The sequence below is a fragment of the Bacillus sp. ISL-57 genome (assembly GCF_018613135.1).
Classification (GTDB): domain Bacteria; phylum Bacillota; class Bacilli; order Bacillales; family DSM-1321; genus Peribacillus; species Peribacillus frigoritolerans.
In genome coordinates this window covers 46,680-59,646 of the sequence record NZ_JAGGQV010000023.1, presented here as the reverse complement: position 1 = coordinate 59,646, position 12,967 = coordinate 46,680, and the positions used below count along the sequence as shown (strand labels likewise).

The window sequence follows — 12,967 nt, the reverse complement described above, 5'->3', positions numbered from 1 at the left end:
ATTTAGGAAAAGCCCTGCTTCGGCAGGGCCTTTTTTTTGTTAACCAATAAAAAAGGCATCCATCAAAAGAGGGACACCTGACATGGTATGTATTTAATGAATATTCCTAGGCGGAAAATGTGTAGGTTTCGTGTCGCTCATACTATTTTGAGCAAACTTCCCTTTTAACGTTTCAATAATGTAAAGGCCCATTAAATTGGTTAGTTCCTGATCATCCATCTCTTGAAGCAATTCGAAAATTTCCTTGCGGTCAAGCTGTTCCAGAACCGCAAACGTAAGCATATCAATATCTTCTTCATCACCAGTCATCTTATCACGGTACATATTGTATAATTCTTCAATTAACTTCAAAACTTTCACCTCACATTTATTAGAAATCCGTTATCTCTTTATATGTAGGTTATCAAAAAAACCTCTGGGTGCATATAAAAATCTTAAGGGATGCTTGGGCTTATTATATGTTTTACCCTTTGAAAGATACTTTAATCTATTATTTAACATCTTTGTTCTTCTGTAAACAAAATTTTCCATTGTATGAAGTGGGGAAATACGTGAAAAATAAGCGTAGGATATATGGAAAGGGTGGATGAATGTGTCTGAAAACAGGAAAAAATATTACATTTGGCTTCCGAATGGGCAGATAACACAAGATAGGGAAAGTTCTCCATGGAACTTCGAAATCGAGGCGACAGATAATGAAATCATCAAATTGCGTGAATTATTTGATTACAATTATTCAATAGGGGAAGAAAATTTTTATCGGGCACATGTCCCATACCTTCAATATCATTTTGACCGTGAAAATGATAAGCAGGATATCACTCTCCAAAAAATTTACGAAATGATTTACGCCCTGGGTAATGAAGAAGGAAGACGGCATATAGAAAGCATGGGGATACTACAGGCAAAACCAACAGACGATGGCCTCGAATATTGAGGGTCCATCGTTTTTTTGATGTAATGCAGATTCCCGCTGGATAGTGATTTTTTTTACCCATATAATGAAACAAGGGGCATAGCACCATTTCTTATACGGAGAGAAGGGGAAAAATGAAACGATTTCTTGATAAGAACGGATATAAGGTCGAATTCTCCGAGAATCCTGTCTTTGGAGAGCCTTGGCATGTTTTTGTGCTAAGCCGATATAAGGGCAGGTGGGTATTGACCAAACACAGAGAAAGGGGATTCGAGTTCCCTGGTGGTAAACGGGAAGCAGGGGAATCCATTGAAGAAACGGCCATACGGGAAGTTTATGAAGAAACAGGAGGCTTAGTGGGCCAGTTGCAATTTTTGGGACAATATAAAGTGCATGATCCTGTGAAGCCATTCGTTAAATCAATATTCTATGCCGAATTGCTGGAAATAGAGAAGAAACAGAATTACCTGGAAACGGAAGGCCCGATCTTTATGGAATCATTGCCGGATGTACTCGGTGAGGAGTTTAGCTTCATCATGAAAGATGAGATTGTACCGTTGAGTTTGTCGAGACTTGATGAAGGCACTTTGCAAAGAAACGAGTGAATGGTTGGAATTCACGAGTAAATCAGCGGAATTCACGAGTAAATCGCGAAAACTCACGAGTAAATCATCAAAACTCACGAGTAAATCGCCGAAACCAACTAAATTCATGTTTTAACTCAGCATGAGTGAAAAACTGCCGAGGGTTATCGGCAGTTTGGTCAGTCTTTGATTAATTTTCGCTCGAGCAGTTCGACTAGTTGATACATGATTGTGGCAAAGACGGCAATGATCATCAAGGCAAGCATTACGAGGGTGAAATTGAAGACTTGAAAGCCATAAATGATTAGGTAGCCGAGTCCTTTGGCCGAAACAAGGAATTCCCCTACGATGACGCCGACCCAGGAGAGGCCGACATTCACTTTCAATGTCGAGATGATCGTTGGGAAGGATGCGGGTAATATGGCTTCCCGAAAAGCTTGTGTTCTTGTGGCGCCAAAAGTTTGGAGCACTTTCAGGTAGTTCGGGTCCACTTCGCGAAATGCGGTGTAGACGACGATGGTGGTGATGATGATAGAGATGATCGCCCCCATCGAGATGATGGATGGAAATCCAGGGCCGAATGCTACGATGATGATGGGGCCGAGTGCCACTTTCGGCATCGCATTTAAAATGACGAGATAAGGGTCAAGTATTTTGGATAATCTTGGCGACCACCAAAGCAGGGATGCCAGGATCGTTCCAAGCAGTGTTCCTATGATAAAGCCGAGAACGGTCTCGAATAGCGTCACTCCGGAATGGGATAGCAGGGTTCCGTCACCCAGTTTCTGTATGAAAAGATGCCACACTTTAGTCGGGGAGCTGAAGATGAGCGGATCGATCAGTTCCTTCCTGGATAAAAGTTCCCAACTGCTGAAAAAAACGATGAAAATCAGGATCTGATAAAAGCGAATGAGCCTGTTTTCTTTTTTTAACGAGGTTTTATATTGGTTATGAAGCTGTTCAATATTCAAGGCTCTCAAGCTCCTTCCAGATCGTTTGGAATAGCATCGGATACTGCGGATGGTTGCGTGCATGGAAAGGCGTGAGTTCACGCAATTCATCGGGAACCTTGAAGGTTTTGTGCACGCTTCCCGGGTTCGCTGAAAACAGAAAGATGCGGTCACTCATTGCAATGGCTTCACCGATATCATGGGTGACGAGCACGGCTGTCTTTCCGAATGCTTTCAGGGTTTCAAAAACAAGGTCTTCCAGCTTCAACTTGGTTTGGTAATCAAGAGCTGAAAACGGTTCATCAAGCAATAGGATTTTTGGGTCGACCGCCAGTGTACGTGCCAGTGCTGCCCTTTGCCTCATTCCTCCCGATAGTTCGCGCGGATATAATTTTCCGGTGTCTCCCAATCCAACGTCACTTAAAAGTTTAAGCGTTTTTATTCTCTCGAGTCCTTCATCTTTTTTAATCAGTTTCAATCCTAATAATATATTTTCTTCTATCGTCTTCCATGGAAATAGATAATCCTGCTGCAGCATATAGCCGATTGAAAGGTCGCTGTTGGCTTTCAGCGGTTTGTTTTCGAGCAGGATCTTTCCTGAAGTGGGCGGAAAGAGCCCGGCGATGATGGAAAGCAGGGTGGTTTTTCCGCAGCCGCTCGGACCTAGAAAAGAGACGAATTCACCTTTTTCAATGTCGAGGGAAATGTCCGCAAGTGCGGTCGCTGCCGTCTGATTTGAAAAATAAGTATGGTGAATGTCTTGGATTTTTAAAAAGCTCATCGGACATCCTCCTTACCTTTTGCTATGTTATTTTGTGACTTCTTCAGCAAAGTCGGTATTGACCAGCTCTTCATGGCTAATGCGTGTTGGAAGCTCGCCTGCTTCATCCATGATGTTTTGAAGATTGTTCCATTCTTCTTCATCTAGAATCGGATCGGTGGCAAACGATCCTTGTTCTTTGTAGCGGTTGATGACTGTTTCCATCGTCTCGAGATTGGTATCCTCAAAATACGGCTGAATGACTTCGGCAATTTCGGCAGCATCGTTTTCCTGAACCCAATCTTGTGCTTTCTTCAAGGCTCTCGTGAACTTTTCGACAGTCTCTCTGTCTTCTTTCAAATAGCTTTCTTTAGCCATATAAACTGTATATGGAAGATGACCGGACTCGGTGCCGAAAGAAGCGACAATATAGCCTTTTCCTTCTTTTTCAAACACACTGGCCGTTGGTTCGAACAGTTGAACGAAATCGCCGGTTCCGGAAGCGAAGGCAGTTGCGACATTCGCGAAATCAATGTTCTGGATGAGGTTCAAATCTTTCTTCGGGTCTATGTTATGTTTTTTCAATACGAACTCGCCGGCCATTTGCGGCATCCCGCCTTTGCGCTGGCCTAGGAATGTAGAGTTTTTCAGCATATCCCAATTGAAGTTGTCAATTTTTTCACGTGAAACAAGAAACGTTCCATCCGTCTGTGTTAATTGAGCGAAGTTGATGACGGGGTCATTCGAGCCTTGTGCCTGAACGTAAATCGATGTTTCGGAGCCAACGAGAGCAATATCCGCACCATCGGAAAGAAGCGTGGTCATCGTCTTGTCGCCGCCTGCCGTCGTTTTCAAATCAATGCTGAGGCCCTCATCTTTAAAAAAACCTTTTTCGATCGCTACATATTGCGGTGTATAGAAAAGGGAGCGGGTTACTTCGGCAACCCTGACCTTCGTTGTTTCCTGTTCTTTGTTGCCGCATGCGCCAAGCGGGATCACCAGCACGCACAGAAGTAAAAATACGACACCTGCTTTACACCATTTTTTCAAAATTCCTTCCTCCTTGATATATGGGTATTTTGCCTACATTATCGTATGAACGGAAGAAAAAAATGTGAATGCCTCTCAGGGGATAAAAACAAGCGGATGTTTTACAATAAGAATAAAGAGAAAGGAGAGTGGAAATTGGAGAACGGAACGATTATTTCAAAGCAGCGGTTTCCATCACCGCATCCACGAATCCATCTTTATTCAGTTACGTACATATCACAAGGCCTGAAGGTAAAAGGTTTGCTGGCTGAACCGGTTGATGGCGAAATACATGATGCCTTCTTATATTTACGCGGCGGGATTAAAAATGTCGGCAAGGTGAGGCCTGCAAGGATCGTGCAGTATGCTGTAGAAGGTTTCATCGTTTTTGCTCCTTTTTACCGTGGAAATCAAGGCGGGGAGGGAGATGAGGATTTTGGAGGCGAAGATCGATACGATGCGATATCAGGGTTCAACCTTCTTGAACAGCACCCCCGGGTGAACAAAGATCACATTCATATCCTTGGATTCTCCCGTGGCGGCATCATGGCCCTTTGGACTGGGATATATTGCAGGAATGCAGCATCGATCGTCACATGGGGAGGTGTATCGGATATGTTTTTAACATATGTCGAACGGGTCGATATGCGTCGGATGATGAAGCGTGTCATCGGCGGAACACCTAAAAAATGCCCCGATCAATATGAATACCGTACTCCATTGTTTGCGATTGAAGATTTGAATGTACCCGTCCTGATCATACATGGTGAAAAAGATGACAATGTCGCCATAGAACACGCATACCGGCTGGAAAAAAGGTTGAAAATGCATGACAAAGAGGTCGAAAGTTGGTATTTCCCTCAATTCACGCATTACTTCCCGCCTGCCGTGAATAGAAAAGTAGTCGAAGATTTAACATCTTGGATGAAAAGTAAAACCGAATAATGGTAGAATGAAGGATATACTAAGTATATTGGCAAGAGGAGGAGATACACATGGGCATGCCTATGGAGCTAAATACCATGATCGTTACAAAAGGGAACGAAACCCGTGAAGAAGAAAACATTTTTCGGCTGGCGAAAGCTGGTTACAGGTTATACCCTATCGATATTCCAATCGATGTCCGCAAAACGATCCAATCTGATTCAAGCGGAACAGCCGTTATCCAAAAAATTGAATGGACCAGTGAAAAGACCATCATTACGTACCAACTGCTATCACTGAATTCAACTAACTAAATAGACAAGCGCTTGCCGGGAATCGCCTCCGCTGCAAGCGCCTTTTTTGTTTTGGCGGAATTCGGCAGATGAGCGGATAATTCGGCCCAGGCAAACCGGGATTTTATCAGCGTAGAATCCCTGGTGGATATTCAATCTTCGAATTGTTTGTCACGAAAAGAGTGGTAAAATGGTGTAAAATGCATGAGGCGGGGTGGTTTGGTGATTTTGGTGAGTTCTTGTTTAGCGGGCCTTGAGGTAAGATACAATGGTACTCACAGCTTGGATGATGGAATTATGGCATTGATGAGGGAGAAAAAGGCTATAGCTGTTTGCCCTGAGTTGCTTGGCGGTTTTTCGACACCGAGGGAACCTGCCGAGATAGTTGGCGGTGAAGGTGGGGATGTCCTTGATGGAAAAGCGAAGATCATCGAAAAGTCGGGCAGGGATGTAACGGAATTGTACATAAAGGGAGCGAATCTCACATTATTGAAAGCCCAGGAGGTAGGGGCGACGTTAGTCGTTTTAAAAGAAAATAGTCCATCCTGCGGGAGTGCCACGATTTATAATGGGGAATTCAAGGGGAAGAAGAAGGTCGGGAATGGAGTGACCGCTGCTTTGCTTAGGAGGCATGGGTTCACGGTCATTTCAGAAGAAAGGTTATTCGATTATCTGGGTGAAAAATGAGTAATGGCATTTTAGATTGTGCTTTTGAAAGAAGGGGAATACATGGAGGACATCAATCTCTATACTTTGCTATTTTTAGTACTTGCGGGTTTTATTGCCGCATTCATCGATTCCGTAGTGGGCGGGGGCGGGTTAATTTCCATTCCTGCTTTATTGTTCACGGGAATATCGCCTTCAGCGGCACTTGCCACTAACAAGCTGGCGGGTACCATGGGGTCTTTAACGAGTACGATTTCATTCATTCGGGCTGGAAAAGTGGATTTCAAATTCGTCATCAAGCTGTTTCCGATCACCGTGATTGGAGCGGCGTTAGGAGCATACGTTGTACATTTCGTTTCCGCAGAGATATTGAAGCCCCTCATTTTGATCTTGCTGGTCATTGTCGCGATTTATACGTTGGTAAAAAAGGATTGGGGTAAAGATGCAAAGTATAAAGGGCTGACAAGGAAGAAAATGATTCTCTTGATAGTCATAATATTTGCGATTGGTTTTTATGATGGTTTTCTTGGACCGGGCACAGGTTCCTTTTTATTATTTTCATTTCTGATCATCGGGTTTGATTTTGTCCAGGCTGCCGGGAACGCAAGAATATTGAATTTTGGAAGCAATATAGCCGCACTTATCATTTTTTTATCTATGGGGACCGTCAATTTTGCCTATGGAATTCCAATGGGTCTTGCAATGGTTGCGGGAGCATTGGTAGGAACGAACTTCGCCATTAAGAAAGGTGCTTCCTATGTCCGTATATTATTCATTTGCGTCACGATTTTATTGATTGGAAAAAATGTCCTTAATTATTTTCATATTTTTTGATGGAGTGTTCAGCGAATGAATTCCTATTAAAAATGGGCGGAATACAAGGCGTATTTTCGGCCATTTTTAAACAAGGTCATTCGCTTCTTCAGATGATGGGAAAAGATCTGCAGTTCGGTAATCTCTGCATAAAAGGCCAATGCGTCCATTGCTGTCCATCAAAAATTAAATAGGGGGAAACTTGATCCTCCTGTTTCGTGTTGACTATCCATTCGACAGAATTAAATTTTCTTTCAAAACAAGCTTCGCAGATGAAACTTCCTTCATTTTTTAAATATGCTTTTATCTCAGTCATCCCTATACGCTTAAGATAACGCATTTTCACAAGAACGACTTCGTCCCCCTTGATTTCTTTACCACACTTGGGATCTTTCCCGAATATTAAAACACCTCCAAGGTAATACGATTGACTTCAATGAAACGTTAAATCTCCCCTAACTATCACATATTTTTTAAACTTTACAAATCTAAATTGGATTTTGCTTTAATCCTTAGCTAATGAAAATGGGAAGCAGCCGTTTCATATCTGGCTTAATAGAAAAAGCCTGCCGCTTACGTGACAGGCTTTTCTCTCTATTTTATTTTTTATAATGGAAGGGGGGATTTCACTTCGCAATGCGTTAATAGGATATCGACAATCCGCTTTGAAGCGAATCCATCTCCATATGGGTTGGAAGCTGTCGCCATTTTTTTATAGGTTTCTTCATTAGTAAGTAATTCCGAGGCTAGCTGATAAATTCGTTCTTCCTCAATTCCTGCCAATAAAAGGGTACCCGCATCGATTCCTTCCGGCCGTTCTGTTGTATCGCGTAACACAAGGACAGGAACGCCAAGTGAGGGAGCTTCTTCTTGCACCCCTCCGGAATCTGTCAATATGAGATGGGCGTGCGCTGCAAAATTATGAAAATCAAGCACCTCAAGCGGCTCTATTAAGTGAAGCCTTTTCGTTTCACCGAAAATCCGGTAAGCAATTTCACGGACAACCGGGTTTTTATGAAGCGGGAAAACAACTTGGATATCCGTGTAATCTTCAAGCAGCCGTTTGACGGAACGGAATATTTCTTCCATTGGTTTTCCGATATTTTCCCGTCTGTGCGCTGTCATCAATAACATGCGATCTCCATTCAATCCAGATAGAATCGGATGTTCATAGTCTTTACGTACTGTCGTTTTCAAAGCATCAATAGCCGTATTGCCAGTAATATGGATGCAATCACTCTTCTTATTTTCCAAAATTAGATTCTCCGCCGCCTGATTTGTAGGGGCAAAGTGCAAATCAGCCATCACGCCTGTCAGCTGCCGATTCATCTCTTCAGGATATGGAGAATACTTATTACCAGTCCGCAGACCAGCTTCAACGTGACCAATCTGTATCTTATTATAGAAAGCTGCCAGGCTGGCGATGAAAGTTGTCGTTGTATCCCCATGTACGAGGACGATATCCGGTTTTATATCTTTCATGAGCGAACTCAATTTTTCAAGCCCTCGAGTTGTAATCTCTTCTAATGTTTGTCTATCCTTCATCATATCCAAATCGTGATCTGGATTTATTTGAAAACATTGCAAGACTTGGTCGAGCATTTCCCTATGCTGGGCGGTGACCACCACGATGGTTTCTATTTCTTCTGGATGCTTTTTCAGTTCCAAAACGACTGGTGCCATTTTGATAGCCTCTGGTCTTGTACCAAATACGGTCATGACCTTTATACGTTGTTTAGGCATGCTCATTTCCTCCCCTTCTGAATGTCTCCCCCATTATAACGGGAAGTTCATGGGAAATAGAAAAATGAAACAATTATTAACAGAATTTTTACAATATTAATAATGACTTTATACTTCTTTAACCTTAAGTTAATATCTGGCATTTACAATATAAAGCAGGAAGTAAGCTAAGCAGAATAGAGGTGATAGGCGAATATGAAAAGCGTCCTGATGATCGTGCAAAACTTTTATCCGGAAATCGGAAGTGCGGGGAATAGAATGAAAAATATCTATCTCCATTTGAAAAGAAACGGATTCGAGGTAACGGTCATCACATTGAAGCCGAGTTATCCTAATCAAAGTTTATATCAAGATACAAAGTTTTGGGATGAAGATAGCATTGAAGAAGATGTCATCAGGATTAAGCCGGACAAAGTGAAGAGGTATACAAGCAATATGGGGAAGCGGTTGCTTCATTATCTTGAAGCGATGTGGCTTTTCATTTATACAATCATCCGTCTCGAAAAAAAATATGATTATGTGTTTGCCACGACCCCGCCGATCTTCCCTACATTGGCAGCGTTGATCGCCAAGAAAAAGATGAAGGCGAAACTCATTACCGATGTCAGGGATTTATGGCCGGAATCGTTGATAGGTGTAGGCGTATTCAATAATAAGTGGGTTTTGAAAATCGCTTTCTTCCTGGAAAGGAAGCTATATAGGCATTCAGATTTTATTATCATCAATAGTCCTGGTTTCAAGGATTATATCGTTGCAAAGGGAGTCAAGGAAGAGGCCATCCAATTCATACCTAATTCGCTTACAGCGGATGAGCTGACGTTAAAGAACTTGCTTACACCCGTATCGGAAAAGGTAATCAAGGTCGTTTATGCGGGGAATATCGGACTGGCCCAGGACTTGAAAAAACTGATAGCCGTAGCTGAAAGGCTAAGGGAACATAAACAAATCGAGTTCTCGATGATTGGATATGGTTATCGGATATCCGAAGTGGAGAAGGAGATAAGCTCTAGAGGGCTGGCTAATATTAAGATGATTAATGCGATGAATCGAAGAGTGACTCTTCATGAAGTTTCAACGTCCCATATTGCCTATGTGAGCTTGGTTGAAAAAGAAGTCTTCAATAAGGTCCTGCCTGGTAAAATCATCGATTATATGTGTGTCGGAAAACCCATTGTCGGTGATGTGGACGGCAGGGCCAAGAAGATGCTCATAGAGGCGAAATGCGGGTTGGTGGCAGAGAGCAGAAATGTTGATGAAATCTGTCAGCATATATTGACAATGGCCTCAGATCCGGCCCTTCGTGAAGAACTGGGAGAAAACGGTCATCGGTATGCTAAACAACATTTTCAATGGTCTAAAAATATTAAAGGTCTCATCAACGTGATGGAAGCGTCAGGCTGAAAAATCCGGAAGTGGAGGACAACATGGCGAAGAAAGTATGTATGTTCGTGTGGAATCACTTTACGAACGATGCGAGGGTTCTAAGAGAATGCACAGCACTTACAGAAGCGGGTTATGAAGTCGATTTAATTGCCATTCATAACTGGAAAATCGAGGGTTTGGCCAAAAAGGAGAAACACCAAAATGGTTTCTCGGTCACTAGGGTGAATAACCGCTGGGAGGCGCTTAATAAGATTCTCAGGATCGTAGGCAAATTGAAGAAAAAGAAGTTTGAAATCGTTCTATTTGCCTTATTGGTCTGGAATACATTGTGGAATTTGAACTTGATCAACGGCTGGGTGGGATCGGGAATACTGTTCGGTGCATTTGCACTCCTTGCGCTGGGCACCCTGTTCATCACGAAAACGAAGCTGCCGACATTATTAACGAGGAGCTACATTTTTGGTCAAATGATCTATCATGGCCGGAAAAGGAAATATGATTTTTATCATTCAAATGACTTGAATACGCTCATGCAGGGAGCGATCAGCAGTAAATGGCTGAGAAGGAAAAAGCTGATTTATGACTCGCATGAAGTTCAAACGAGCAGAACGGGATATAATAGCCGGATTTACGGGATGATGGAGAAATTCCTATTAATGTTCGTCGATGAAATGATCGCCGAAAACCATACGAGAGCTAAGTATAACGAAGACTTATATGGTTTGTATCCCAAGGTTGTCCATAACTACCCGATTCCAACCAATCCGGAAGAAAGTACGGCCGTGAATTTGCATGAGCTGCTCGATTTGCCAGAGAATGAACCGATTTTGTTATACCAAGGCGGCGTCCAAATGGGAAGAGGGTTAGAGCAATTGGTTGATGCTGTACCGATGATTGAGGGCGGAACGGTAGTATTTATCGGGGATGGAAGGATCAAGGATGAATTAATGAAGAAAGTGAGCGACATGAAGCTGGAGCATCGCGTGAAGTTCCTGCCGAAGGTTCCGGTCGACGAGCTGCTCCATTATACAAAAAATGCGTATTTAGGTTTTCAGATATTGAATAATGTTTGTTTTAATCACTACTCCGCTTCTTCAAATAAATTGTTTGAATATATGATGAGCGGTGTGCCAGTGGTTGCCTGCAGCTTTCCTGAAATTCAAAAGGTTGTCGATACGGAAAAAATCGGCGTATGTGTCGATTCGCATGATCCCAAATCAATTGCCGAAGGTGTCAATTACTTATTGAAGCATCCAGAAAAAAGGGCGGAAATGAGCCAAAACTGCCTGAAGGCGCGACAAAAATACAATTGGAAACAAGAGAAGGAAATCTTTATCGAAATCTATCAAACAGCCTGACAAATTTGAATGCAGCAGAAAAATAGATAGGAGTGGTTTATATGAAACTTTGTACAATCGGACTTGGTTATATCGGACTTCCAACTTCTTTAATGTTTGCGAAACACGGTGCCGATGTTGTCGGCGTGGATATCCATCCTGAGATTATTTCCAACTTGAATAGCGGCAGGCTCCATATCGAAGAACCTGGATTGGAGGAGGTATTAGAAGAAGTGCTAACTTCCAATAAGTTCCGGGCTACGTTAAGCCCGGAACATGCGGATGTTTTCATCATCGCGGTGCCTACACCAAATAAAAAGGACATGCACCAATCCTGTGATTTAACACATGTCTTGAAAGCCACCTCAAACATTCTTCCTTTTATCAAAAAAGGGAATGTCATCATTATCGAATCGACGATAGCGCCAAGAAGCATGGATGATCATATTAAACCGATGATCGAGAGGACGGGCCTTACCATAGGAAAAGACATTTTCCTCGTACATTGTCCGGAACGCGTTTTACCTGGAAGGATTCTTGAAGAGTTGGTTCATAATAACCGTATCGTCGGGGGCATCACCGAAACATGCTCATATAAAGGAAGTCTTGTTTACAAAACATTCGTTCAAGGGGAGATCATTCAGACCGATGCGAAAACGGCTGAAATGTCCAAACTGATGGAAAACACCTTCAGGGATGTCAATATCGCTCTTGCGAATGAGCTGACGAAAATCTGTTTCGAGCTGGACATCAATGTTTTGGATGTCATATCGATGGCAAACAAACACCCTCGTGTCAATATACACCAACCAGGACCGGGAGTTGGCGGCCACTGTTTAGCGGTCGATCCGTATTTCGTCGTTGCAAAGGCACCAGAGTATGCGAGAATCATTAAATTGGCCCGTGATACCAACGTATCGATGCCTTATTACATCGTTAATTCCGTAAGGATGATGCTAGAGGGGATCCGGAAGCCAAAAGTAGCTGTTTTCGGTCTTGCATATAAAGGAAATGTAGATGATATTCGTGAAAGTCCCGCCATTGATGTCGTCAATATCTTGATGGGAATGGAAAACATGGATGTAGCCTTGCATGACCCGCATGTCAAATCTGGAAAGATGCCAGTCGTATCAGTGAAAGACGCTGTAAATGATGCCGACTTGATACTTATCCTGACTGACCATGATGAATTTAAACAGATGGATTATGATAAACTATCGAATCTCATGAGCAATAAATTGATTCTGGATACACGCAATTGCATTGATGCAACTAAAACAGATGTCCCGGTTGCCAACCTGGGCAATATATATCAATACAAAACGGTGTCCATGAAAAAAGACAGGAATAAAGCGATCATCTAAAAACTTGGACAACATCGATAATGGAATAACGATTAAGGGGGCACTGACTATCACAGTGCCCTTTTTCCACTGAAAAAAAGGACCATGCAAGAACGTGGAAACGATCCAGTTGGTTTCAGAACCGATTCCTATACGTCAAGCCTCCTCACTTTAAGCATCCTAGCAGAGTCTCGGCTAGCCAATTATTCGAGCGCAGCCGCCATAT

14 protein-coding genes and 1 pseudogene are annotated in these 12,967 nt (G+C 42.7%); 9 read left to right on the top strand and 6 right to left on the bottom strand.

Annotation, left to right across the window (positions count from 1 at the left end):
- Positions 1-93: 93 nt before the first annotated feature.
- Positions 94-360: a DUF6154 family protein gene (locus J7I90_RS23825; RefSeq protein WP_370020242.1), complete on the bottom strand. Its 267-nt coding sequence runs from the start codon at positions 358-360 to the stop codon at positions 94-96.
- Positions 361-586: 226 nt separating this feature from the next.
- On the opposite strand from J7I90_RS23825, the gene J7I90_RS23820 reads away from it, so the two are divergent.
- Both J7I90_RS23820 and ytkD read left to right on the top strand, forming a co-directional pair.
- On the top strand, positions 587-937 hold the full coding sequence (locus J7I90_RS23820) for a hydrolase (RefSeq protein ID WP_214774083.1): 351 nt from the start codon (positions 587-589) through the stop codon (positions 935-937).
- A 113-nt stretch (positions 938-1,050) separates the two neighbouring features.
- Positions 1,051-1,521, top strand: coding sequence for an RNA deprotection pyrophosphohydrolase (gene ytkD, locus J7I90_RS23815; RefSeq protein WP_214774081.1), 471 nt, complete (start codon positions 1,051-1,053; stop codon positions 1,519-1,521).
- Positions 1,522-1,679: 158 nt separating this feature from the next.
- Here ytkD and J7I90_RS23810 read toward each other — a convergent pair whose 3' ends face one another.
- Genes J7I90_RS23810 through J7I90_RS23800 form a run of 3 tightly spaced genes read right to left on the bottom strand, consistent with a single transcriptional unit; the run spans position 1,680 to position 4,260 of the window.
- A complete protein-coding gene (locus tag J7I90_RS23810; RefSeq protein WP_225988859.1) occupies positions 1,680-2,471 on the bottom strand; it encodes an ABC transporter permease in 792 nt (263 codons plus the stop codon).
- Complete coding sequence (locus J7I90_RS23805; protein ID WP_214774078.1) at positions 2,461-3,231, bottom strand: ABC transporter ATP-binding protein; 771 nt, start codon at positions 3,229-3,231, stop codon at positions 2,461-2,463. The genes J7I90_RS23810 and J7I90_RS23805 overlap by 11 nt, the downstream gene beginning before the upstream one ends.
- Positions 3,232-3,258: 27 nt before the next feature.
- The gene (locus J7I90_RS23800; protein ID WP_214774076.1) at positions 3,259-4,260 is read right to left on the bottom strand and encodes an ABC transporter substrate-binding protein; all 1,002 of its coding nucleotides are present in this window, start codon (positions 4,258-4,260) and stop codon (positions 3,259-3,261) included.
- A gap of 96 nt (positions 4,261-4,356) precedes the next feature.
- Between J7I90_RS23800 and J7I90_RS23795 the strand changes: the two genes are divergently transcribed.
- The 4 genes from J7I90_RS23795 (at position 4,357) to J7I90_RS23780 (ending at position 6,956) form a co-directional block, all read left to right on the top strand.
- Positions 4,357-5,184: an alpha/beta hydrolase family protein gene (locus J7I90_RS23795; RefSeq protein WP_214774119.1), complete on the top strand. Its 828-nt coding sequence runs from the start codon at positions 4,357-4,359 to the stop codon at positions 5,182-5,184.
- A 50-nt stretch (positions 5,185-5,234) separates the two neighbouring features.
- Positions 5,235-5,477: a DUF2584 domain-containing protein gene (locus tag J7I90_RS23790; RefSeq protein WP_034310541.1), complete on the top strand. Its 243-nt coding sequence runs from the start codon at positions 5,235-5,237 to the stop codon at positions 5,475-5,477.
- 201 nt (positions 5,478-5,678) lie between these two features.
- Positions 5,679-6,143, top strand: a complete 465-nt coding sequence (locus tag J7I90_RS23785; RefSeq protein WP_214774116.1) for a 2-thiouracil desulfurase family protein — start codon at positions 5,679-5,681, stop codon at positions 6,141-6,143.
- Positions 6,144-6,185: 42 nt separating this feature from the next.
- The gene (locus J7I90_RS23780; RefSeq protein ID WP_214774074.1) at positions 6,186-6,956 is read left to right on the top strand and encodes a sulfite exporter TauE/SafE family protein; all 771 of its coding nucleotides are present in this window, start codon (positions 6,186-6,188) and stop codon (positions 6,954-6,956) included.
- A 226-nt stretch (positions 6,957-7,182) separates the two neighbouring features.
- Here J7I90_RS23780 and J7I90_RS27570 read toward each other — a convergent pair.
- Both J7I90_RS27570 and wecB read right to left on the bottom strand, forming a co-directional pair.
- Positions 7,183-7,338, bottom strand: a pseudogene (locus J7I90_RS27570) (Fe3+ hydroxamate ABC transporter substrate-binding protein); the annotation flags it as partial.
- A gap of 203 nt (positions 7,339-7,541) precedes the next feature.
- A complete protein-coding gene (wecB, locus tag J7I90_RS23775) occupies positions 7,542-8,678 on the bottom strand; it encodes a non-hydrolyzing UDP-N-acetylglucosamine 2-epimerase (protein ID WP_251025448.1) in 1,137 nt (378 codons plus the stop codon).
- A gap of 195 nt (positions 8,679-8,873) precedes the next feature.
- Here wecB and J7I90_RS23770 point away from each other — a divergent pair, with 195 nt between their 5' ends.
- From J7I90_RS23770 to J7I90_RS23760, 3 genes are read left to right on the top strand one after another with little or no spacing between them, the layout of a single operon-like run.
- The gene (locus tag J7I90_RS23770; protein WP_311315245.1) at positions 8,874-10,079 is read left to right on the top strand and encodes a glycosyltransferase family 4 protein; all 1,206 of its coding nucleotides are present in this window, start codon (positions 8,874-8,876) and stop codon (positions 10,077-10,079) included.
- A 23-nt stretch (positions 10,080-10,102) separates the two neighbouring features.
- The gene (locus J7I90_RS23765) at positions 10,103-11,419 is read left to right on the top strand and encodes a glycosyltransferase (RefSeq protein ID WP_214774069.1); all 1,317 of its coding nucleotides are present in this window, start codon (positions 10,103-10,105) and stop codon (positions 11,417-11,419) included.
- A 41-nt stretch (positions 11,420-11,460) separates the two neighbouring features.
- Complete coding sequence (locus J7I90_RS23760) at positions 11,461-12,762, top strand: nucleotide sugar dehydrogenase (protein ID WP_214774067.1); 1,302 nt, start codon at positions 11,461-11,463, stop codon at positions 12,760-12,762.
- Positions 12,763-12,967 lie beyond the last annotated feature (205 nt).

Excerpts from the sequence above, each read along its gene's own strand:
- J7I90_RS23795 (WP_214774119.1), top strand. The coding sequence starts at position 4,357 with ATGTTTTACAATAAGAATAAAGAGAAAGGAGAGTGGAAATTGGAGAAC.
- ytkD (WP_214774081.1), top strand. The coding sequence starts at position 1,051 with ATGAAACGATTTCTTGATAAGAACGGATATAAGGTCGAATTCTCCGAG.
- J7I90_RS23770 (WP_311315245.1), top strand. The coding sequence starts at position 8,874 with ATGAAAAGCGTCCTGATGATCGTGCAAAACTTTTATCCGGAAATCGGA.
- J7I90_RS23820 (WP_214774083.1), top strand. The coding sequence starts at position 587 with ATGAATGTGTCTGAAAACAGGAAAAAATATTACATTTGGCTTCCGAAT.
- J7I90_RS23780 (WP_214774074.1), top strand. The coding sequence starts at position 6,186 with ATGGAGGACATCAATCTCTATACTTTGCTATTTTTAGTACTTGCGGGT.
- J7I90_RS23805 (WP_214774078.1), bottom strand. The coding sequence starts at position 3,231 with ATGAGCTTTTTAAAAATCCAAGACATTCACCATACTTATTTTTCAAAT.
- J7I90_RS23790 (WP_034310541.1), top strand. The coding sequence starts at position 5,235 with ATGGGCATGCCTATGGAGCTAAATACCATGATCGTTACAAAAGGGAAC.
- J7I90_RS23760 (WP_214774067.1), top strand. The coding sequence starts at position 11,461 with ATGAAACTTTGTACAATCGGACTTGGTTATATCGGACTTCCAACTTCT.
- wecB (WP_251025448.1), bottom strand. The coding sequence starts at position 8,678 with ATGCCTAAACAACGTATAAAGGTCATGACCGTATTTGGTACAAGACCA.
- J7I90_RS23765 (WP_214774069.1), top strand. The coding sequence starts at position 10,103 with ATGGCGAAGAAAGTATGTATGTTCGTGTGGAATCACTTTACGAACGAT.